Annotated in this window: 20 protein-coding genes; 12 read left to right on the top strand and 8 right to left on the bottom strand. The window is 57.5% G+C overall.

From position 1 onward, the window contains the following. The first annotated feature begins 287 nt into the window (after positions 1-287). Together HMPREF3039_RS02860 and HMPREF3039_RS02855 are read left to right on the top strand one after the other, a co-directional pair. A complete protein-coding gene (locus HMPREF3039_RS02860; RefSeq protein ID WP_067569168.1) occupies positions 288-884 on the top strand; it encodes a hypothetical protein in 597 nt (198 codons plus the stop codon). A gap of 118 nt (positions 885-1002) precedes the next feature. Continuing rightward, a complete protein-coding gene (locus tag HMPREF3039_RS02855; protein WP_067569169.1) occupies positions 1003-2205 on the top strand; it encodes an MFS transporter in 1203 nt (400 codons plus the stop codon). A 26-nt stretch (positions 2206-2231) separates the two neighbouring features. On the opposite strand, the gene HMPREF3039_RS02850 is transcribed toward HMPREF3039_RS02855, so the two are convergent. Both HMPREF3039_RS02850 and mscL read right to left on the bottom strand, forming a co-directional pair. Continuing rightward, on the bottom strand, positions 2232-3392 hold the full coding sequence (locus HMPREF3039_RS02850; RefSeq protein WP_067569170.1) for an alkaline phosphatase: 1161 nt from the start codon (positions 3390-3392) through the stop codon (positions 2232-2234). 85 nt (positions 3393-3477) lie between these two features. After that, positions 3478-3891 (bottom strand): large conductance mechanosensitive channel protein MscL, encoded by a 414-nt coding sequence (gene mscL, locus HMPREF3039_RS02845; RefSeq protein ID WP_067569171.1) that lies wholly within the window; start codon positions 3889-3891, stop codon positions 3478-3480. Positions 3892-4087: 196 nt separating this feature from the next. On the opposite strand from mscL, the gene HMPREF3039_RS02840 reads away from it, so the two are divergent. The 4 genes from HMPREF3039_RS02840 to HMPREF3039_RS02825 all read left to right on the top strand — a co-directional run bounded on the left by HMPREF3039_RS02840 (position 4088) and on the right by HMPREF3039_RS02825 (position 7332). Then, positions 4088-5344 carry an aspartate aminotransferase family protein gene (locus HMPREF3039_RS02840; protein ID WP_067569172.1) on the top strand — a complete coding sequence of 419 codons (1257 nt, stop codon included), beginning with the start codon at positions 4088-4090 and terminating at the stop codon, positions 5342-5344. Between the two features lie 29 nt (positions 5345-5373). After that, positions 5374-5832, top strand: a complete 459-nt coding sequence (locus HMPREF3039_RS02835; protein WP_067569173.1) for a hypothetical protein — start codon at positions 5374-5376, stop codon at positions 5830-5832. Positions 5833-5954: 122 nt separating this feature from the next. Then, on the top strand, positions 5955-6521 hold the full coding sequence (efp, locus tag HMPREF3039_RS02830; protein ID WP_067569176.1) for an elongation factor P: 567 nt from the start codon (positions 5955-5957) through the stop codon (positions 6519-6521). 157 nt (positions 6522-6678) lie between these two features. Beyond that, positions 6679-7332: a GDSL-type esterase/lipase family protein gene (locus HMPREF3039_RS02825; protein WP_167506827.1), complete on the top strand. Its 654-nt coding sequence runs from the start codon at positions 6679-6681 to the stop codon at positions 7330-7332. A 96-nt stretch (positions 7333-7428) separates the two neighbouring features. On the opposite strand, the gene HMPREF3039_RS02820 is transcribed toward HMPREF3039_RS02825, so the two are convergent. After that, the gene (locus tag HMPREF3039_RS02820) at positions 7429-8391 is read right to left on the bottom strand and encodes a glycoside hydrolase family 16 protein (RefSeq protein ID WP_067569182.1); all 963 of its coding nucleotides are present in this window, start codon (positions 8389-8391) and stop codon (positions 7429-7431) included. Between the two features lie 179 nt (positions 8392-8570). Here HMPREF3039_RS02820 and HMPREF3039_RS02815 point away from each other — a divergent pair, with 179 nt between their 5' ends. After that, on the top strand, positions 8571-10808 hold the full coding sequence (locus HMPREF3039_RS02815) for a heavy metal translocating P-type ATPase (protein WP_067569185.1): 2238 nt from the start codon (positions 8571-8573) through the stop codon (positions 10806-10808). 61 nt (positions 10809-10869) lie between these two features. Here HMPREF3039_RS02815 and recN read toward each other — a convergent pair whose 3' ends face one another. Next, positions 10870-12528 carry a DNA repair protein RecN gene (gene recN / locus HMPREF3039_RS02810; protein WP_067569188.1) on the bottom strand — a complete coding sequence of 553 codons (1659 nt, stop codon included), beginning with the start codon at positions 12526-12528 and terminating at the stop codon, positions 10870-10872. Between the two features lie 64 nt (positions 12529-12592). On the opposite strand from recN, the gene HMPREF3039_RS02805 reads away from it, so the two are divergent. The 4 genes from HMPREF3039_RS02805 (at position 12593) to HMPREF3039_RS02790 (ending at position 14961) form a co-directional block, all read left to right on the top strand. Continuing rightward, positions 12593-13366: an MBL fold metallo-hydrolase gene (locus HMPREF3039_RS02805; RefSeq protein WP_067569266.1), complete on the top strand. Its 774-nt coding sequence runs from the start codon at positions 12593-12595 to the stop codon at positions 13364-13366. Continuing rightward, on the top strand, positions 13363-14175 hold the full coding sequence (locus HMPREF3039_RS02800) for a WecB/TagA/CpsF family glycosyltransferase (RefSeq protein ID WP_067951894.1): 813 nt from the start codon (positions 13363-13365) through the stop codon (positions 14173-14175). Before HMPREF3039_RS02805 ends, HMPREF3039_RS02800 begins: the two co-directional genes overlap by 4 nt. Positions 14176-14220: 45 nt before the next feature. Then, entirely contained in the window at positions 14221-14547 is a 327-nt protein-coding gene (locus tag HMPREF3039_RS02795) for a hypothetical protein (RefSeq protein WP_067569191.1), read from the top strand. Between the two features lie 78 nt (positions 14548-14625). Next, positions 14626-14961, top strand: coding sequence for a hypothetical protein (locus HMPREF3039_RS02790; protein ID WP_067569194.1), 336 nt, complete (start codon positions 14626-14628; stop codon positions 14959-14961). Positions 14962-15144: 183 nt separating this feature from the next. Here HMPREF3039_RS02790 and HMPREF3039_RS02785 read toward each other — a convergent pair whose 3' ends face one another. Further along, positions 15145-16353 (bottom strand): Coenzyme F420 hydrogenase/dehydrogenase, beta subunit C-terminal domain, encoded by a 1209-nt coding sequence (locus HMPREF3039_RS02785; RefSeq protein ID WP_067569197.1) that lies wholly within the window; start codon positions 16351-16353, stop codon positions 15145-15147. Positions 16354-16537: 184 nt separating this feature from the next. Then, complete coding sequence (locus tag HMPREF3039_RS14050; RefSeq protein WP_167506826.1) at positions 16538-16876, bottom strand: hypothetical protein; 339 nt, start codon at positions 16874-16876, stop codon at positions 16538-16540. Positions 16877-16880: 4 nt separating this feature from the next. On the opposite strand from HMPREF3039_RS14050, the gene HMPREF3039_RS02775 reads away from it, so the two are divergent. Continuing rightward, positions 16881-17999, top strand: coding sequence for a Coenzyme F420 hydrogenase/dehydrogenase, beta subunit C-terminal domain (locus HMPREF3039_RS02775; protein ID WP_067569204.1), 1119 nt, complete (start codon positions 16881-16883; stop codon positions 17997-17999). A 29-nt stretch (positions 18000-18028) separates the two neighbouring features. On the opposite strand, the gene HMPREF3039_RS02770 is transcribed toward HMPREF3039_RS02775, so the two are convergent. Continuing rightward, complete coding sequence (locus HMPREF3039_RS02770; protein ID WP_067569207.1) at positions 18029-19549, bottom strand: oligosaccharide flippase family protein; 1521 nt, start codon at positions 19547-19549, stop codon at positions 18029-18031. 42 nt (positions 19550-19591) lie between these two features. After that, on the bottom strand, positions 19592-20410 hold the full coding sequence (lpxI, locus tag HMPREF3039_RS02765; RefSeq protein ID WP_067569210.1) for an LpxI family protein: 819 nt from the start codon (positions 20408-20410) through the stop codon (positions 19592-19594). Positions 20411-20425: the final 15 nt, after the last annotated feature.

The following is a 20425-nucleotide window of genomic DNA, read 5'->3' as shown; positions in this document are numbered from 1 at the left end:
AAGAGGGAGCCGAAGATGTGGGAGCCGGATTCCGATCTGGAAATAAATTTTAATGATTATTTGAAGTCGAAAGGGGTGGATCCGGAGACGGGAGGAGTGTGGAAAGAAGAAGAGCCCGATTCCGACAGCGAGAAAGCGGAATGATGAGAGGGTTTTTCAAAATATTACGTGTTTTTCATGAAAGAAAAAATATTTGAAATATGCCGGGAAATTGGTTTTGGCGGGCGGGGCAAGGTAATTGGAACTTGTCAGGAACTGTTTTTATGATTAAATCATGAAATCCTTGGATGAATGTATTGCAACATGTCCTGCATATTCTGACGGCGGCCGGCTTTTTTTCTCCAGCGTGGCCTCTCGCTGTTTATGGGCAGGAAGAGGAAGAACCGCATGCGGCAGCGGTCGTTGCGGAAAATTCTCCTGCATTCGGGAAGGATGATATTGTCGTGCGGCCCGTCAATATTACCGGGAAGGTATTTTCGTTGGATGGGAGCGGCTCCGTGGACAACTTCATTTTTCTTCCTACGATGAATGACAGCAGGGAGTTTTTCAAGGTGGCGCGCCCTTTTGTTCCGGTAGTGGGACATAGCGTCAAAGCGTTGCCTCCCGAACATGTAAGATGGTTTTCCAAGGCCTGGAACGAGCCGGTTCTTTGTCGGGATATGGAGGAAGAGGGTGTGTTTGAAGTTGATTTGGGGCGCATGGACCTGGAGAGCGGGACGGGATTTTGGGTGGTCAGAACGCCTGACCCTTCTGCTTCCGGCGATCGAGAGGAGGTCATGGAGGCGGAGACCATTCCTCCGCCGGAGGAGGGAAGGGTCGGAGGGAGAGAAGGTGTGCCTGAACCGGAAGATGTGGAGGACGGTGAGTTGCCTGAAAGAGAATAGTAAAATGAATGTCCAGGCAAAGGGCCGGGATCATGTTTACGGAGCGGGGATGGATGCCGTTGAACCATGAAAAATAGCGGTTGCTCCTGTTGCGGGCCTGTGAGAGTATCCTGCCGCTATGAGTGATGCCGCTTCCCCCCGCATCAGAAAGACGATGGTGTTTGTGCTGCTGGCCCTGTTCCTGGGGCAGTTCGGGAGCGGCGTGTATGATCTGGTGTTCAGCAATTTTCTGCGGGACGCCCAGCATCTGGACGTGGAGATGCGCGGGTTTATCGAACTGCCGCGGGAGCTGCCCGGCATCCTTTCCCTGTTTGTGGTCGGCATGCTTTTTATGTTCAATGAGGTGCGCATGGCCGGCGTGGCCTGCCTGCTGATGTTCGGCGGCATGTATGCGCTGGCCCTGTGCGGTCCCGGAACCGGGCTGTGGGTTTTGTCCGCGTGGATTCTGACGGTGAGCCTGGGGCAGCACGTTCTGATGGGGATGATCGATACCATCGTGATTCATACGGCGCGGCCCGAGAACCGCAGCCTGAGGCTGGGGCAGATGAAGGCGCTCGGCACGGCGGCTTCCCTGCTGGGGGCTTTGTGCGTCTGGATCAAGTGGAAGTTCAACCAGTCCTTTGCCGTGGATTTTTTCATCATGGGCGGCGTGTGCCTGCTGGCGGCCGTGCTCCTGAGCCGGGTGAAGACGCCCGTGTTTCCCAAGCGCCGCGGGTGGCGGGAATGTTTTGTTTTTAAGCGCAGATACACGGTTTATTACGGACTGGAGATTTTGCACGGCATCCGCAAGCAGCTGTATCTTACATTCGGGTTCTGGCTGATGGTGAGTACGCTGGGTCAGTCTCCGGAGCATATCGGAAAGACCCTGCTGATTGCCGGGGTGGTCGGTTTGGGAACGCAACCTTTGATCGGGTGGAGCATCAAAAGGTTCGGGGAGAGGAATGTCACGATTTTCGACAGCATTGCACTGTCCCTGCTGTGCCTGGCTTACGCGTTTGCCCCCGGGCTGCTGCCTTCGCACTGGGCCGTGGCGGTGGTGACTGCCTGTTTCGTTCTGGATAACCTGCTGTTTGCGCTCGGCATGGCCCGCAGCACGTATGTGGCCCGCATTTGCGAGAGGCCCGAGGATATTACGCCCAGTATTTACACAGGACTGGCCATTAACCATGTGGCCTCCATTTCCTACGGCGTTCTGGGCGGCCTGATCTGGATGAGCACGGGCGGTCCGCAGGCCGTATTCCTGATAGGCGGCCTGGCTACGGCCGGAGCCGGCCTGGTGGCGCGGCACATGGATGCGCCACCGCGGAAGGGCGAAGCATAGCGGGCGGCAGGAAGAAGGCAGACTGCTCAAGAGCCTTTTTTGACGTGAACGGCCTTGTTTTCCTCCCCTTTCATGGCCGCCATGATTTTGCGGAAAATGTCCGTGTTTTCATAGATGCCGGTGAAGGCGCCGCTTCCGGAGCCGAAAGCGTAAACGGGAACGGCCACTCCGTCATGGTTGCCGGAAGAGAACAGCGCCGTGATTTCCCCTTTTTCCAGATTGCCCCCGGAAAGGGAGAAAGCGCCGGTGTTGTGGTCCGCCGTGATGACCACCAGCGTGCCGGGATGGCGCGCCGCCCATTCCAGCACCGCTCCCGCCGTCCGGTCAAAGTCGAAGATTTCCTCCATCATTTCCGCCAGTTTGCCATGGTGGGCCGCCTTGTCGATGTTGGAGCCTTCCACCATCAGGAAGAATCCCCTGGGGTTGCGGGAGAGGGTTTCCAGGGCTTTCAGCGTGGCCTGGCGGAGTACGTCGCCCCTTTTGCCGGGAGGGGGCAGGTTCCCTGGAGCTACGACGGCGAGCGTTTTTCCCGGCGGCAGGGCGGCGGCTTCCTCCCAGGAACGGGCGGTTTTATAGCCCAGGGCTCCCATTTCCTTGAAGATGTCCCTTCCGTCCGGCCTCTGGGTGAAGTATTTGCTTCCGCCGCCGAAGATGAAGTCGGCACGGGAGCGCGGATAGTCGCCGATGATGCCGTAGGAGTCGGATCTTTTTTCATTGTTGGCGCAGAAGGCTGCCGGAGTGGCGTCATTCAGTTCGCAGGTGACGACCACGCCCGTTGATTTTTCCATGTCTTTCGCCTTGTCGATCAGGGAGTCCAGCTTGTTGCCCTCCGGACATGTGGCCACCCTTTTGTAAAGTGTCTTGGTCCCCGTCGCCATGGCGGTTCCCGCCGCGGCCGAGTCCGTGACCAGCTTGTCCCGGCACCAGGTTTTCGCAATGCCCGTCACCGGGCAGTTTTCAATGAACAGCCGTCCCCGGTTGGCGGCCCACGCTGCGGAAAGGTGGTGGATGCCCATGCCGTCCCCGATCATCAGGATGACGTTGTTGACGGGCAGGTGCTGTTCCGGTTCCCGGATGTCCGCCACAGGGTAGGGCTTTTCCGATACGAAGCTCTGCGCATCCGCCGCCGGAAGCTGGGACGGAACAAGCAGCAGGGCACAGGCCAAGGCACGCAACAGGAGAGTCATGCCTCCACTTTCCCGCCATGGAGCGGACAAGTAAAGGGGAAAAAGACGCCGGTTCCGTCAAGAGCCGACACGGGCGGCGGAATGCCTATTTGGTTTCCGCCTGTTTTTGGAGAATGTCGCGGATTTGTTCCAGCAGGACGACGTCATCCGGCTTGGGGGCGGGCGCGGCGGGCGTTTCCGCCTGCTTGCGGTGCATGGCGCCGATCAGTTTGATGGCGAGGAAGATGGAGAAGGCGATGATCAGGAAGTCAATGGTAGCCTGGAGCAGTTCTCCGTACCGGAGTTCCACGTCTCCCAGCTTCAGGGTCAGGAACGCAAGGTTCACGCCGGATGTGAGGTAGCCGATGATGGGCGTGATGATGCTGGAAACGAATACGGAGACGATTTTGTTGAACGCGCCGCCGATGACGACGGCCACGGCCAGGTCAATAACATTGCCTTTCAGTGCGAAAGCCTTGAATTCCTCCAGGAATCCCTTGGGATTAAGAAAATGTGCCATAGTGGACTGCTACTGTTGATGGATTTATTTTGATGCAGTAAATTATAAAAGAAAAGAAAAATCAAATCCTGCCCTGAACAGAGATATGACTTCCGTTCCGGATAAAATGTGCAAATCATGACGTGGGTCCTAAAAAAATCATTTACAGACGGGGCCAGAAGCGCAAACTACAGAGGCATTATTCAACCTCACCTCCATGAATACAGAAGAGAAATTCAACCAGTACGTACTTCACACTTATGGCCGCTATCCCATGGCGGCCGTTCGCGGAGAAGGCGCCCGTCTGTGGGACAGCACGGGCAAGTGCTATCTGGATTTCTGCGCCGGCATCGCCACCTGCGTGCTGGGGCATTGTCATCCCGCCGTCACACAGGCCCTGCAGAAGCAGGCCGCCACGCTGGTGCACTGTTCCAACCTGTACCAGATTCCCCAGCAGGCGGATCTGGCGGAGTTCATTGTGACCAAGTGCGTGGAGCGTCCGGGAAAGGTGTTTTTCTCCAACAGCGGGGCGGAGTCCAATGACGGGCTGATCAAGGTGGCGCGCCGCTACGGCCACCGGCGCCCCCAGCCGGACGGCAAACCGCGCTTTGAGGTGCTTACGTTCAACAAGTCTTTCCACGGCAGAACCTTGGGCAGCATGTCCGCCACGGGGCAGGACAAGATCAAGATCGGCTTTGATCCCATGCTGCCGGGGTTCCGGCACCTGCCCTTCAATGATTTGGAGACGGCGCGCGAGGCCATCAGCCCGGAAACAGTCGCGTTCCTGTTGGAACCCGTTCAGGGCGAGGGCGGTGTCAATTCCGTGACGCCGGAGTTCCTGCGTGGGCTGGCTGAGCTGTGCCGGGAGCATGACCTTCTTTTACTGATTGACGAAGTCCAGTGCGGCTTTGGCCGCTGCGGCAATATCATGGGATGGCGTGCCGTGGCTCCGGATGTGGAGCCGGACGGCGTTTCCTGGGCAAAAGCCCTGGGCGGCGGCTTCCCGATCGGCGGCTTCTGGATTTCCGACCGCGCCATTGACGAGAGCGGCACGGAGCTTTCCTCCATCATGGACTCCGGCTCCCACGGTTCCACTTACGGCGGCAATCCTCTTGCCGCCACGGTCAGCTTGGCCGTTCTCCGGGAAGTCGTTTCCGAAGGGCTGCCGGAACGCGCCCACCGGCTGGGTGCGGAAATCCGTGCGGAGATAGAGTCCTGGAACCTGCCCGTGGTGCAGGGGGTGCGCGGATTGGGGCTGCTGCTGGGCATCGGCCTGAATCCGGAAATGGTGGACGCTCCGGAAGGCAAGACAATTGCCTCCGTCGTTGTGGAGTCCCTGCGGCAGGAAGGCTTGCTTTCCGTTCCCGCCGGACCGGAAACGGTGCGCCTTCTGCCCCCCCTGAACGTCAGTGAAGAGGAGGTTCAGCAGGCGCTCGCCATCCTCAGGCGCGTGCTCAAGACGTACGTGAAGTAAAGAGAGTTCCAACCCGTTTTTTCGCAGTCATGCAGGATGAAGCCATTCAACCGCCCGGCAGTACGGTCAAGCAGTTTTCCGTGATGCTCCAGAACCGGGTGGGGGCCTTGTCCGCCCTTTTGGGCCTGCTGGACATGCACGGCATTTTCTGCCTGGGGTTCAGCATGCATGACTGCCATGAAGCGACAATCGCCCGGCTGGTGGTGAGCGATCCGGAACGGACTTCCGAGATTTTTCTGGAGAAGGGCATCTGCTACACGGATTCCGATGTCCTGGTGGCGGCTCTGCGCCACGGTCCCGCGGACCTCAAGAGGTGTTTGGATGTTCTGTATTCGGCGGAAATGAACGTCAATTTCGTGTATCCCCTGCTGCCGCGCGTTGCCGGGGTGTCCCTGATAGCCTTGCATGTGGATGACATGAATTTCGGACGCACGGTTTTGAATTCCTCCGGCATCAAAGTGCTTTTCCAGCAGGATCTCAGCCGTTAGAAACGCATGGCCGGGGGCGGTTTTTTCGTCATGACGGAAGAGCGTTTCAGTCAAGCGGATCAAGGGGTTGACGGTTTTTTTCAGCTTGACGGAGAGGGAAAACATGGTATGTTACGGGCCGCATGGCAAAAGTACCCGTAATCAATCTTCGCAAGGGACACGCGGTTAATCATAACAATGACGTTTGCGTTGTAGTCAGCATGGAGCACAAGTGCCCCCCCCGCATGGCTTCCTATGTGCAAATGAGCATCCGCAGCATTTCCACCAAAAAAGTGTACAACCTTCGCCTGACTTCCAATGAATCACTGGAAGGCGTGAACCTTGCCCGTGAGGAGTATGAGTTCAGCTATATTGACGGCATGGGCTACCATTTCATGAATCCCGATACGTATGAGGATATCACCGTGTCTCCGGACATCGTGGAGCCCGTGAAGGATTACCTGATGGAAGGCAATATTTACATTCTGCTTTTCACTGATGAAACGGTCGTTTCCGTGGAACTGCCCGCCTCCATCACGATGGAAGTGGCGGAAGCCCCGGAAGGGATCAAGGGTGACAGCGCCAACAACGTTTACAAGTCCGCCACCATGACCACCGGCCTGGTTGTGCAGGTTCCCCTGTTCATCAAGCCCGGCGAAAAGATTTCCGTAAAGACGGAAGACGGTTCCTACCTGGGCCGCGTGAACTAAGCGTTCTTTTTTCAAACAGCCCTTTCCGGCCGATTTCCGCCGGGAAGGGCTTTTTATGTCTGAGGCAAAACGCCGGAAAGACCAGAAGCCGGGCGGCCCGATTCCTTTACATCCGTCCCTGCTTGCGTTACACCATTTTCATCACAGGTTGCCGGCCATGAAAAAGTTGATCGTTTTATTATGGGTTTGCATGTGGTATGCGCTGATTCCGGCGTATGGCGCGTCTCCGGTCCGGATTGCGTGCCTGGGGGACAGCATTACCGCCGGAATGCTGGTCAGGAAGGAGGATTGCTGGGTGTCGCGTGTGGCCAAAGCCTTGGGCAAGAAGGCGGAAGTCGGAAATTTTGGCGTGTCCGCCCGCTGCCTGCTGTTCAAGGGCGACCGGCCCATCACGCGGGAAAAGGCTTACCGTGACGCTCTGGCATTCAAACCCGGCATGTTGCTGATCGGCCTGGGAACCAATGACAGCAAGGAAGTGAATTGGAGGCACAAGACCGATTTTGCGGATAATTACAAGGAAGTGATCGGGGAGTTCAGGAAGGAAAATCCCAGGTTGAAGGTGTATTGCCTGCTACCCATCCCGTCCCAGGAGGACCGGGAAGGCGGCATCAGCAGTGAGCGCATTTCCAGGGAAGTCATTCCGCTTATCCGGCAAGTGGCCAAAAGCACCAATTCCAGGGTGATCGACCTCAACAAGGTCATGAAGGACAAGGAGAGCCTGCTGGTGGACGGCGTACACCCCAATGCGGAAGGGCACGCCCTCATGGCGGAACACATTCTCCTGGTTCTCAAGGGGAAGGCTGTGGAATAGCTGCCTGCCGGGTATTTCAATAGATTTTCACACCCCGCTGGCAGTGTGGTAATGCTCCTGAAGGGAGCAATTCCGGGACCGTGTTCTTCCCGGTCATCATTCTGTCCGGATCTCCGGCTTCTTTTCCGGCTGGTACGGAATGGTTCCCTTGTGGGGCGAATCCTTTTTCTGGTAAATGCGGACGTAGTCTATTTCATATTTCTGGGGCAGAGGGAGCTTGTTCAGGTCGCCTCCGGTGGCTCCCAGAGCCAGGTTCAGGATGATGAAGTGGGGCTGCCGGAAGGGATTGGCGACTTCCTTGTAAACGGCGTTGATCGTGTTGTCCAGGGAGGTCCTGTTCAGCAGGATGTCGTCCGCGTACAGGCGCACTTCCTTTTCATCCCAGTCCATGCGGAAGACATGGAAGCGGGAATCCCACTGCGGGTCTTTTTCCCGCAGCCATTTCAGGGGCGTGTAGGTAGAGCTCCATTTGCCCACGTGTTTTTGGGCGGACCCCCAGCAGAGGTTGGCCAGATACGTGGACTGGTAGTATTCCATGATGTCTATTTCCCCGCACCTGGGCCAGCCTTCCCTGACCCCCAGGGTCCAGAACGCGGGCCACATGCCCTCCCGGGGGCTGAATCTGGCGCGGATTTCAAAACGTCCGTACTGCCAGGAGAATTTGCCCTGCGTCGTCAATGAGGCGGATGTATATTCCGCTTCCTTCCTGGTGGTGCGCCAGTCTTTTCCTTCCGGGTTGTAGCGGGGATTGGGACGCTTTTCCTTCCTGCCTTCAATGATCAGCATGCCGTCCTTGCAGTAGGCGTTTTCCGGCTGGTACCACTGGGCTTCCTTGTTGCGGACGAATCCGTTTTCATAGTTCCATTTGGCGGGGTCGGGACGGCCGTCCTTGTCAAATTCGTCATTCCAGACAAGTTCATAATCGGAATAGTCCGCCTTTTCCACGACTCTGTCAGCTTTTTTGACTCCGTCCCCGTGGAGCGAGTAGAGCTGGGCATGGGCGGGAACGGCCAGAAGTGCGGCGCAGGCCAGGGGCCGGAAAAGGGAGGCGGTTTTCATATGATATAAATGACGGTTGTTTTATCTTTTACGGTCATAGGTAAGGCGGTTTGTCATTTTTTGCCATAAAAGTTTGTTGATGCGGAAGAGTGTTGAGAATTTCATGGCATGTGTTAGGATTGGCTAACAATAAGGGGTTTCAGTTTGTCTGAATAAGGGAACAATCACTTTTAACGACCATGGAAGAGAAGAATTATCTGGTTTCCGGCATGCATTGCGCCGGCTGTGCCGCCAAAGTAGAACGGGCCGTGGGAGAGTTGCAGGGGGTGGAGAGCGTGGAATTGAATTTGCTGACAGGCCGCATGACCGTCGTTTTCCGGGAGCATGGTTCTCCCGCCAGGGGCCGCATGGCGGAGGTGGTGGAAAAAGCCGGATTCCAGTTGGCGGACTGGGTGGACGGAACACCCTCCGGCAGGGATGAAGAGGAAAAGGCGGAAGATGCCGGAGGCGCCCGACTTGTGTGGTCCGTTTTGCTGCTGCTGCCTTTGATGTATTTGTCCATGGGGCCCATGTGGAGCTGGCCGGCACCTTCCGGAGAGTGGGGGATCTGGGCGAATTTGTGGGGGCAGTGCATCCTGGCGGCCCTGATTCTGTGGCTGAACAGGCGTTATCTGGTCAACGGCGTGCGCCAGTTGGCCACCCTGTCTCCCAATATGGATTCCCTGATCGCCATCGGTTCCGGTTCCGCCTTTCTGTATGGCCTGTTTCTGCTGTGCGGCGGAATGCTGCGGGGCGGGAGAGTGGATACCATGGAGCTGTATTTTGAATCCGCCGCCATGATCGTCACCCTGATTTCCCTGGGAAAGTATCTGGAGCGCCGTTCCTACCGGAAGACGAACGCCGCCGTGAAAGGGCTGGTGAATTTGATTCCCCAGGAAGCCCTGGTCTGGCATGACGGGGAGGAACGGGCCGTGCCCCTGAATGAACTCCAGGTGGACGACCTGATTGTGGTGAAGACCGGACAGAGGGTTCCGGTAGACGGCGTGATCACGGAGGGACAGGCCGCTCTGGACGAGTCCGACCTAACGGGCGAAAGCATGCCCGTGGACAAGAGCGCCGGGGACAGGGTAATCAGCGGCACGTTCAACCGCGCCGGGTATCTCAAGGTCCGCGCCGAACGGGTGGGCGGGGATTCCACGCTGGCCCGGATGATCCGCCTGGTGGAGCAGGCCGGCCAGTCCAAGGCTCCCATTGCGCGGCTGGCGGACCGGGTGTGTTATTTTTTCGTACCCGCGGTGATTGCGATTGCCCTTGCGGCGTTTGGCATCTGGCTGGCTGCCGGGGAGGGCTTTTCCTTTGCCCTTGCCAGGGCGATTGCCGTGCTGGTGATTTCCTGCCCCTGCGTTCTCGGCCTGGCCACACCCATTGCGATCATGGTAGGCACGGGCAGGGGCGCGCGCCTGGGTATCCTGTGCAAGTCCGCCGGCGCGCTGGAGGCTCTGAGCCGCGTGGATACCGTGGTGTTTGACAAGACGGGGACCCTGACTGTCGGAGAACCGCGTGTGGTGGCCGTCCTGCCGGAGCACGGCATGAATGCGGATGAATTGATGGAAGTGGCGGCCGCCCTGGAGCAGGGATCGGAGCATCCGGTAGGAAAGGCCGTTTACGAGCACGCCAGAATGCTGGAACTGCCGGTACGGCCCGTGGCGGACCTGTCCATCGTGCCCGGCCGCGGGATTGCGGGAACGGTGGACGGAGTACCGTACGTCATCGGTAACTTGGCGTTCATGCAGGAGAAAGGGATTTCATGGGAGCAGGAACAGGGGAGGTTCAGGGAGTTTATGAGGCAGGGCGCTTCTCCCCTTTACGTGGGGCGCGAAGGACGCCCCGCCGGGGCGATCATGGTGGCGGATTCCCTGAAGCCGGACAGCCTTTCCGCCGTGGATAATTTGAAGAGGATGCACATGCGCGTGGTGATGCTGACGGGGGACAATGCCGCTACGGCGCGGCATATGGCGGAAGAACTGCATATTGACGAAGTGGTTTCCGACGTGCTGCCGGATGAAAAGGCCTCCCATATCATGAAGATGGAGAAGGCGGGGGCCAGGGTGGCGATGGTCGGAGACGGTGTGAACGACGCGCCCGCCCTGGCATGCGCCCAGGTGGGCATTTCCCTGAAGTCCGGGACGGACCTGGCGATGGAGTCTTCCGACATCGTGCTGATGAAGAACCATCCGCGCGGGGTGGCGGAGGCCCTGCAACTGGGGCGTGCCACGCTTCACATTATCAGGCAGAATTTGTTCTGGGCATTTTTTTACAATACGATCGGCATTCCCCTGGCTGCCGGAGCCCTGTACCCGGCTTTCGGCATTACATTGAATCCGATGATAGCCGCGGCGGCCATGAGCCTGAGTTCCCTGTGCGTGGTGTTCAATTCCCTGAGGCTGCGCACATTTAAGCCCCATCTGGAGAAGTAAGTCCGCGAGGCGTCGCAGGGCAGGGATTTCCCCTTGATGGAGAAGGGGCTGAAAGAGAATGTCAGGAGGTTTGCAGAAGAGCCTGGGCCAGCGTGCGGGCGTGATCGCCCCCGCCGCCCAGCATGCGGGCCAGTTCGTCTATTCTTTCTTCCTGGTCCACTTCCCGCAGGCAGGAGATGGTGCGGTTGCCCGCAGAGGCTTTCTGGACCAGATAGTGGTGGGAGGCCAGGGCAGCCACCTGCGGAAAGTGCGTGATGGAGATGACTTGGTGCCTGGCGCCCAGCTGCTGCATTTTAAAGCCCACGGACCGGGCCACTTCCCCGCCTACGTTGGCGTCTATTTCATCGAACACCAGCAGCGGCGTGGAGTCCTTGTGGGCCAGGGCGCTCTTGATCGCCAGCATGATGCGGGCCAGCTCCCCGCCGGATGCAATGAGCCGCAGGGGTTTGGAGGGTTCTCCCGGGTTGGGGCCGAAGAGGAATTCCACCGTTTCCATCCCCTGTGAGCCGGGTTCCTGGAGCGGAGTCAGAGATATTTCAAATACGGCCTGACGGAAGCCCAGTTCCCGTGAGTGTTTGACGATGGATTCCGCCAGACGCGGCGCAGCGGCCTGGCGTGCTTTCGTCAGGGCCTGTCCGGCGGCGTCCAGCTGCTTGCGCAGCTGGGCAATGGCGGCCCGCAGTTCATCCAGGCGTTCCGTCCGGTGTTCAATGCGGTCCAGCCTGCGTACGGCTTCTTCCCGCCGGGCGGCGATGTCTTCAAAGGAATGCCCATATTTCATTTTCAGGGATTCCAGCAGGTTGATGCGTTCTTCAAGCCGGAACAGTTCCTGGGGATCGCAGTCAAGTTCCGCGGAGTAGTCCGCCAGGCGGCTTTCAATTTCCTTGAGTTCCAGCGTCACTCCCTCCAGCGGAGCCAGCCATGCGGCTGTGGAGGAGTCCATGCGTTCCAGCTCGTGGGAGGCACGGGAGAGTTCCCGCAATTGGGAGCCGAGTCCGGGACCGTCCGTTTCCTCCAGCATGGAGAGCATTCTGGATACCAGCTCCTGGAGCCTTGTTCCGTTGCGGGCGCGCTGCCAGCGTTCCTCCAGGGTGAGCACTTCCTCCGGGGTGAATCCGGCGGCGTCTATCTCGTCCACCTGGTGGCGCAGCAGTTCTATTTCCCGGTCGGCGGCGGCTTCCGCGTGCTCCAGGTCGTCATACGCCCTGCGCGCGTCCTGCCATTGTCTCCAGGCGTCCGCGTAGGCCTGCGTCAGCCGGGCGTGTTCACCGAAGGCGTCCAGCAGGGAGAGCTGCCTGTCATGGGAGGTCAGGGAACGGTGGTCATTGGGGCCGTGCATATCCACCAGGCAGGCGCCCGCCTCCCGCAGAAGGTTCAGCGTGCAGGGGCTGTCGTTCAGGAACTGGCGGTTGGCGGTGGGGGAGATGATGCGCTTGATGATGAGGTTGCCGTCTTCACAGGGAGGCACTCCGTGTTCGTTCAGAATGGCGTGGACGGGGGATGAGTCCGGCAGATGGAACACGGCTTCCACGCTGCATTGCTGTTCTCCGGAACGGATGAGCGTTTTGTCCGCACGTTCGCCCAGCGCCAGACGAATGGCGCCGATGATGACGGATTTGCCCGCTCCCGTTTCCCCCGTGATGCAGATGAAGCCGGAGCTGGGTTCCCACAGCAGCTGGTCCACGAGAGCCAGGTTCCTGATTTTCAGCAAAGTAAGCATTCGGGCTTTGGATTTTGAATGCATTATGGCATAATCAGCTCTAAACGCAACCATGACATCCGTGATGAACATTCTCTTTTTGGGCACGGGCACGTCTACCGGAGTTCCCCAGATAGGTTGCTCCTGTGCGGTGTGCACCTCCCCGGACCCCAGAAACAAGCGGTTGCGTTCTTCCATTTACGTGGAGGCGTCCGGCACCCGCATCCTGCTGGATTCCTCTCCCGATCTGCGTCAGCAGGCCCTGAGGGAAAATATCACTGATCTGGATGCCGTGCTGTACACGCATGCCCATGTGGATCACATAGGCGGGTTTGACGATTTGCGAGCTTTCTGCTGGCGCAGAACAGGAGGATTGCCCATGTACGCCTCCCCGGAAACCATGAAGACTTTGAGGACCATGTACGGCTGGGCGTTTGAGTCCGGAAAGGCCAGAACCGGCTACGTGCGGCCGGAACCCCACGAGGCGACGGAACCCTTCCGCGTGGGCTCCGTTCTGGCCACCCCCCTCCCCGTGGACCATGCGGCCGTGGACACTTGTGCGTACATGCTGGAGTCCGGAGGCAGGCGGCTGGTGTACATGCCTGATGTCAAGAGTATTCCGGAGGCTTCCCTGGAACGCATGAAGGGCGCGGATCTTCTGATTATCGACGGCTTGCGCTATGACCTTCATTCCACCCACATGTGCCTGGACGAGTCCCTGGCCGCCATCAGGGCCATCGAACCCGGACAGGCTTTTCTGACACACCTTTCCCATAACATGGATTACCGTATTTTGTCCGGCAGGTTGCCGGAGAACGTGGGGGCGGCTTATGATGGCCTGCGGCTGTCCCTGCCATGATTTCTTCCTTCCCTGCCGACATGACCTCTTTTCCCGACAAGAACAGGAATGACGCATCGCCGGATATCGGCACCAGGGACGTGTTCGGCTTTTCCGTGGCCGTGAGCTCCGTTGAAGAGATGTGCTCCGTTCTGGTGGAACGTGCCTTGGCCGGGGAAGCCCCTTTTCTGGTAGCCGCCGCGGATGTGCACGTGATGACCCGCGGCGTACATGAACCGGAGTATGGCGCGGTTTTGGAGAGGATGGATGTGATTTGTCCGGATGGCATGCCGGTGGTATGGAAGCTCAACAGAGTGCGGGGGGGGGAGACCGCCAAACGCGTAAGCGGACCGGATTTGATGGAAGCCGTGGTGAAGGCGAATGCCGAATATCCCGGCCTGAGACATTTTCTGCTGGGGGGCGACGAAAGGACACTGGAAATCCTGGCGGCCAGGCTGGCGGAAAAGTATCCCGGTTTTTGTTTGGCCGGAGTTTATTCTCCGCCGTTCCGTTCCTGGAGTGAGAAGGATTTGCAGGATATGAGGGAGGCGATTGCCAGCAGCGGAGCCAATGTGGTCTGGGTGGGGCTGGGGTGCCCCAAGCAGGAACGGTGGATGGCGGAACAGAAGGACCTGCTTCCTCCCGCCGTTTATGCAGGCGTGGGAGCGGCTTTTGCCTTTCATGCGGGCACGGTGAAACGTGCGCCGGTGTGGATGCAGAAGAACAGTCTGGAATGGCTGTACCGCATTTGCAGGGAGCCGCGCCGGCTGCTCAAAAGGTACGTGAAGCACAACAGCCTGTTCCTGTGGTACGTGCTGACGGGAAGATAGGGGAGGAACTTGACCCTTCCCGCTCCATGTCTTACGGTTCCGGCCATGAATATTGAGGAAAAGGCCCTGTCCATGTTCCGTGCGGAACCGTACCGTTACAATTGCGCCCAGACCGTGTGCGCCGCCCTGGAGCGCATGGATTTGGTGGAGTCCCTGTCTGCATGCAGCGGAGGAAGGGCCCCGGACGGCTTGTGCGGAGCCTTGTACGGCGCGCTTCAATGCAGTCCGGAGGAATGCCGCGTGAACATCATGGCGCGTTTTGTGGACAGACTGGGTTATTCCCGGTGCAGGGAGTTGAAAAAGGAGGGGCAAGTCTCTTGCCGTGAATGTGTTTCTACAGCCGTTTCCCTGGCCGCCGGGGCAAAGGCGTGAACGCACAATGACGCACGTCCTTTGACGATTTCTCATGAAAGCGTAGTCTATTAGAATGAATCTAAATAGATCAACATCATGAAAAAACTCATTTATACAGCAATAGCAGTACTGGCGGCGGTTCCCGTTGTCGCTTTCGCCCAGGGGGCCTGTGGAGGCTCTTCCTCCAATGGAGACAAGGGGGACAAGGATATGGCTGAAGCCAAGGAACATATGAAGAAAGGCGCCGAAGCCGCCAAGGATGCCGCCGCCAAAAAGATGGAACAAGGCAAGGAAGCAGTAAAAGACACTTACGAGAAAAGCAAGGATGCCGTGAAGGATACCTACCAGGACAGCAAGGATGCCATGCAGCATGCGGCTGACCGGATGGGCGACAAGGCCGAAGCCGCCAAGGATGCGGCCAGCGACGCCTGAGGACGGTAGAATTGTTTTACATGTTCCTTTCCGCGCATTTCAGGCACGGAAGCCGTCTTTCAACCGTTTTCCGGCATGACGGCTGACCGGGATGATCCGATAGCGGAACATGTCCGCATCACGGCAGAGATTTGCCTGCCGTGATGCGGCTTTTGTGTTTGGAAGGGGAAAATTCCCATCCGGTCAGCGCATTCTGCGGTTCCATATTCTTTTAGCCGAGCGCTTTACTTTTCTGGCGATCCGGCGCAGCAAGGAAGGCTGTCCTTTTTTATAGCACTGGGCAATGAGGGTTTCCAAAGGAACGGTGCCGATGTTGTCATGGAACAGCTTTTCCGCAGGATGATGCGGAAAGGATTGGTGATAGGCGTGATTGTACCGTACGGCCAATTCATAGGGAACGGGTTTGGAAAAGACGGCGTCCTGAATCTCCCGCCAGATGCTTTCCCCTTTGGCGGAATGAATGAAGATAACGGATGTCCCCTTGTCGTCGTCCAGTTCCGGCATATGCAGGTCCACTCCCCAAAAGTCTCCCAGCGTGATGTCTGCATGCCTGCGCTCCTTGTGGGCGGCACATGCGTAGCACGAAGGCCTCAGGCAGAAGTTGCCCAGGAATCCCTGCATGAACAAGTCCCGGTGGAGAGTTTCCGTGTAGGCGGCTTTCCTATCGCCGAACCGGCACACCATGCTGAATGATTTCCATCCCACCCGCTTGTCCCGGAATTGGACAGAGGTTACTTTGCGGTTTTCCTCTCCGGATTCCCGGAGGCGGATATATTCCTGGAAGAGCTTTGGAGAAGGGACGCCGTGGCAAATGATATCCACACAGAGCAGCAGAGGGTAGGCGCGCTTCAGATATTGGTGAAGTGCGGCAATTTGGCACGGTGTTCCGGAGAAGAGTACTGGAAGGCCCTCTTTCAAGTCTTTTTTGACGGTGCGGTATATCCATCCGGTGTCGCTCTGGATGTATTTGGAGCCGCGCAGGGTGGAGAGTTCCTCCGGCGTGGTGATACGGGTGTGCCGGACGCGGAGGTTTTCCCCCATGGCCGCTCCATACACGGTCCCTCCTTTTTTCAGGATGGATATGGCAAGCGCGCTGAATATACCGCCGGAAGAACTGGCAAGCCGTATGGATTCGTCCTTGTTCCATCCCGCATACACGGCCAGGGGGCTTTGTTGCGGAGAAGGGTGGGATTCCGCATGAAGCACGGGGCAGATGCGGATACATGTTTTGCAGCCCGTGCAGTCCATTGAATGAATCCTGGGACGGACAAAGCCTTCCCCATCCGGAACGAGTTTAATGGCATTTTTCGGGCAGGAGTTCATGCATGCACCGCAGCCGCTGCACAGGGGAACCAGTTTGTTCAGTGTGTCTGGAGCCAGTGGAGAATTCATAAGAACATGATGAAAGGCCGGTTAAGGGGCTGGAGTGGGGACATACCGGATTTGGAATTCGACGGCACGGATTTGGAATTCGACCTGATTTTTTACAGGGACAATCAAGTTCCCTTTTCAGACGGTCCGGCTCTTGAATTCCAAGTAATCGGAAAATTCGCATGCTTCGGAAAAAGACGTAATGTTATGATGGAGAGTCAAGAATGATGGTTGTTGATCCCGCGCAATAAAAAGATGAAGAAAAATTCTCTTCCGCTTGCGTTGTGTAAATTTTCCTTCTGCTGGAATCCGGCGGGGTCCATGCCCGGAAAGGCGGAGTTCCAACAAATGAGGAGAGAATGATGCCAAATGCCTTTTCCTCAGAATTGTAGCTTGACTCCGGATTCCAAATCCGCCAGTTTCTGTTTTGTTCAGCATTAGAACCTTTTATGAGAAAGGCCTTGAGCCAGAATTTTTTAATACAGTCCGTACCTTCATGTTCCGGTTGTTCGGCCTGCCTGAATTCATGCCCTGCGCATTCCATTGTGATGAGAGAGGGCGGCGGCGGTTTCCGGTATCCTCATATTGATGAGTCTTCATGCATCGGGTGCAGGAAGTGCATCAAGGTGTGTCCGGTGTTTAATGGGGAAGTGCGCGGCTGTTCCTCCGCCGTGGCGGATCATGAGCCTGCCGCATACGGAGGCTGGAATCTGGATGATGAAGTCAGGCTTGCCAGTTCTTCCGGCGGCGTGTTCAGTGCCTTGGCCATGTCCGTTTTGGAGAAGGGGGGAGCCGTGTACGGGGCGTCCATGGGGGAGGATCTCCGCGTACGCCATGTTCGTGTGGATGATGCCGGGCAGCTTTTCCGGCTGCGGGGGTCGAAATACCGCCAAAGTGACATAGGGACTGTTTATCAAAGTGTCCGGCAGGATTTGAAGGCCGGTATTCCGGTCCTGTTTTCCGGTGTTCCCTGCCAGATTGGAGGGTTGCTGAGTTTTTTGGGCGGCCGGCATGAGCTCCTGCTGACCGTCGATATTATTTGCCACGGGGTACCGTCCGACCATTTGTTTGAGGCTTACGTCAAATGGCAGGAGGCCAATTATGGCTCACGCGTACGGAAAGTGGATTTCAGGAACAAGAATACCGGATGGAAGAATTACAGCCTGCTCCTGGAGTTTGAGGAAGGAAAACGTTATGCCGCCCCGTTTACGCGAGACCCTTTCATGGGGGGATTTTTAATGGATATTTGCCTGAGGCCGGGATGTTATGCATGCATGTTCCACAAGACGCCCCGGCAGGCCGATATTACGCTCGGGGATTTTTGGGGCGTGCAATGGGTTGCCCCGGAGCTGGACAGGGATGACGGGGTGTCTCTGGTGCTGGAGCATTCGGAGAAGGGGCGTGAAGCCTTGCGTGCGGCAGGCGGCCGTCTTTATTTGGAGAGAGTGGATTTTCAAAAGGCAATTGCCCAGAATCCTTCCTATTCCCATTCTGCGAACATGCCGGCGGATTATCGGAAATGGGCGGAGGGCCTGGAGAGAGGGCCGGAGCGGCAGTGGATGAACCGCATTTCCAGGCGCTGGAATCCTTCTTTTCTCATGCGGTTGTTGAGGAAGGTATGGAGAAAGTGGAAGGCCTTCATACGCACATGGAAGGCAAAGTCCTGACAATCCGGGATGAAGGCGGGATGAAGGGGTCAGGCATTTTTCCGAAAACGCCTGAATGTATTCAGGATGAGTGATTTTTCCGAGTCATTCATATAAAAAAGCCACGCGCAGAGGATGTAGCATGCCGTAAAGAGAAAGATGCCTGTAAAGAACGGCACCAGGGACGACATGGGAATCAGCCGGGCGAGCAGGGCCCCGGTTGCGGATAGAATGAGGGCAGGCAGCAGACTGCCTTTCAGGAGGCGGGAGAAGAAGACCTTGATGTTGATTCCCACTTTTTTGTGGTAGAAGTAATTCATGGCAATGCACTGTCCGCAGATCAGGGAGAGGGCCGTTCCCGCCGCCAGTCCCGGTGCGCCGAAGGATTTGGACAGCATGTATCCCACGATGACGTTGCAAACGGCAATGAGCAGCAGGATGACGGCCCGGTAGTTGTGCATGTTTTTGGCCTGCACGATTTGAATTCCCAGGTTTTGGACCAGAGGAAGGCTCAGGGGAATGACCACAAGCAACCCGATGATCCAGCAGATATAAGTGCGGGAACCCAGAGTCCTGCCCACCCACAGGGTCAGGAATTGCTGGCCGAAAAAGATGAAGCCCATCATCAGCAGGCCTATGAAGAGGAGCTGGAGGCGTCCGACGCGTGCCATGAGCCTGGTCAGTGCTTGGTTGGTTTGGTTCAGGGCAACCATGGAAACGATTTTGGGGAAGAAGACGCCTGCCACGGCACTGGAAACGATGATGAAGTAGTTGGAGAAGTTGATCCCCAGGGAGAACAGGGTCACGTCCATGGGGCCCGACGTGCGCGCTATGATGATGTTCCCCGTTTTCCAGTAAAGGAGGTCGGCAATGCTTCCTACGAAGATCCAGCAGGAGTATTTGAGAATGATTTTCACGATTTCCGGGGAGATTTCCCACTGGATGCGGGTGCCCAGATTCTTGATGGAGTAGAAGATAGAGCCTGCCAGAATGGCAAATCCGGAAGCTACGTTGATGATGACCAGGGTAATGGCCTTATATCCCCACCACAGGAAGAGTACGGAGGCGGCCACCGCCAGCATGGCGGAAGCGATGTTGATGAGTCCGGGAACAATGAATTTCTGATGGCCGGCGGGAATGCCGGCAAATACCTTGAACGGGAAGTAGAGAACCGTGTAGGAAAAGGAGATCAGGTACATGACCTTGAAGTTTTCCAGGTTTTCTCCATGCAGTGAGGGGAAAAGGAACGAGATGTTCCAATAGACGATTATTCCGGCCACGAAAACGACCAATCCGGAAATGATGTTGAGCAGCATGACGTTGCTCAGGAAGACGGCTTCCTTCTTTTGGTCCTTTTTGGCGCGGAATTCCGCTACGTAGCGTGAGACGGTGGCGGAGATGCCGAAGTCCGCCAGGATCATCCACATGATCACGGAGGATACCAGGGTGTACGTTCCGTATTCCACTGCGCCCAGGCAGGAGAGAACGTAGGGGGTCATGAAGAACGCCGTTCCCAGGCGCAGGGCCGTACTGGCGAAATTGAGGGCGACTCCTGCCTTGAGCTGGTTCATGAGGAAGGTTGAGGTGCCGGACGCCGGAACGGACGGATGGTTCTAAATGGCGTGGAGGCTGATTTTATGTTTTTTGCAGAGTTCCGTGACCCGCTCGCGTTCCAGAAGGATGGTTTTTCCCGCTTCAAGAGCAACCTGGCGGATGCCGCATTCCGCACATGTTTCCATGGTGGCGGGGCCTACGGTGGGGATGTCGAAGCGCATGTCGTGCCCCTGGCGTGCCACTTTTGCCAGCGTGGCGGGTTTGCCCCCGGCAAGCTGGCCGCCGCGGCGGATGCAGTTGTTAGTGCCTTCAATGGCCTCCACGGCTACGACGGTACCCTGGTGCACGATGACGGACTGGCCGATGTGCAGGCGGCTGATTTCCTTGGCCGTCTGCATGCCGAAGACGGCGTCTTCCCATTGTTCCGGAGTGGGCCTGGGACCGGCGATGTGACCCGGCTGTGGCATGTGTTCCTCCATGTATGTGGAGGCAGGCAGGATGTTGAAGCCTTCCTTTTCCGCTTCCGTGATGACCGCCCCCAGCAGGGAGTCCGCGTTTTTCTCCGGCATGCGCATCAGGACGGAAAGAGCGCGCAGGTCCGGCCGGAGGGAAAGGATGTTTTTGGGGTTGATGCCCCCCGCCATGATGACGTCGGTCACACCGTGTTTTTTCAGGAAGGAGAAGGGCTTGCTGATCTGCCCTACGCTGAATTCACGGTACTCGTCGCACAAGGGAATGACCGCTGGGTTGGTTTCCCCCTTGAAGCCCACGGCCACGATGCGCAGGTGCGGCGTGTGGCGGCGCGCTCCCCGGACGATGTATTCCGGATAGGCTCCGTCACCGGCTACCAGACCTAAGACGGGCGGGTTGGTGGTCATGCGGCTTGGACAGGC

It is taken from the genome of Akkermansia sp. KLE1798, from assembly GCF_001580195.1.
Classification (GTDB): domain Bacteria; phylum Verrucomicrobiota; class Verrucomicrobiia; order Verrucomicrobiales; family Akkermansiaceae; genus Akkermansia; species Akkermansia biwaensis.
The sequence above is the reverse complement of the archived record's forward strand: the minus strand, read 5'-3'. Positions and strand labels throughout refer to the sequence as shown.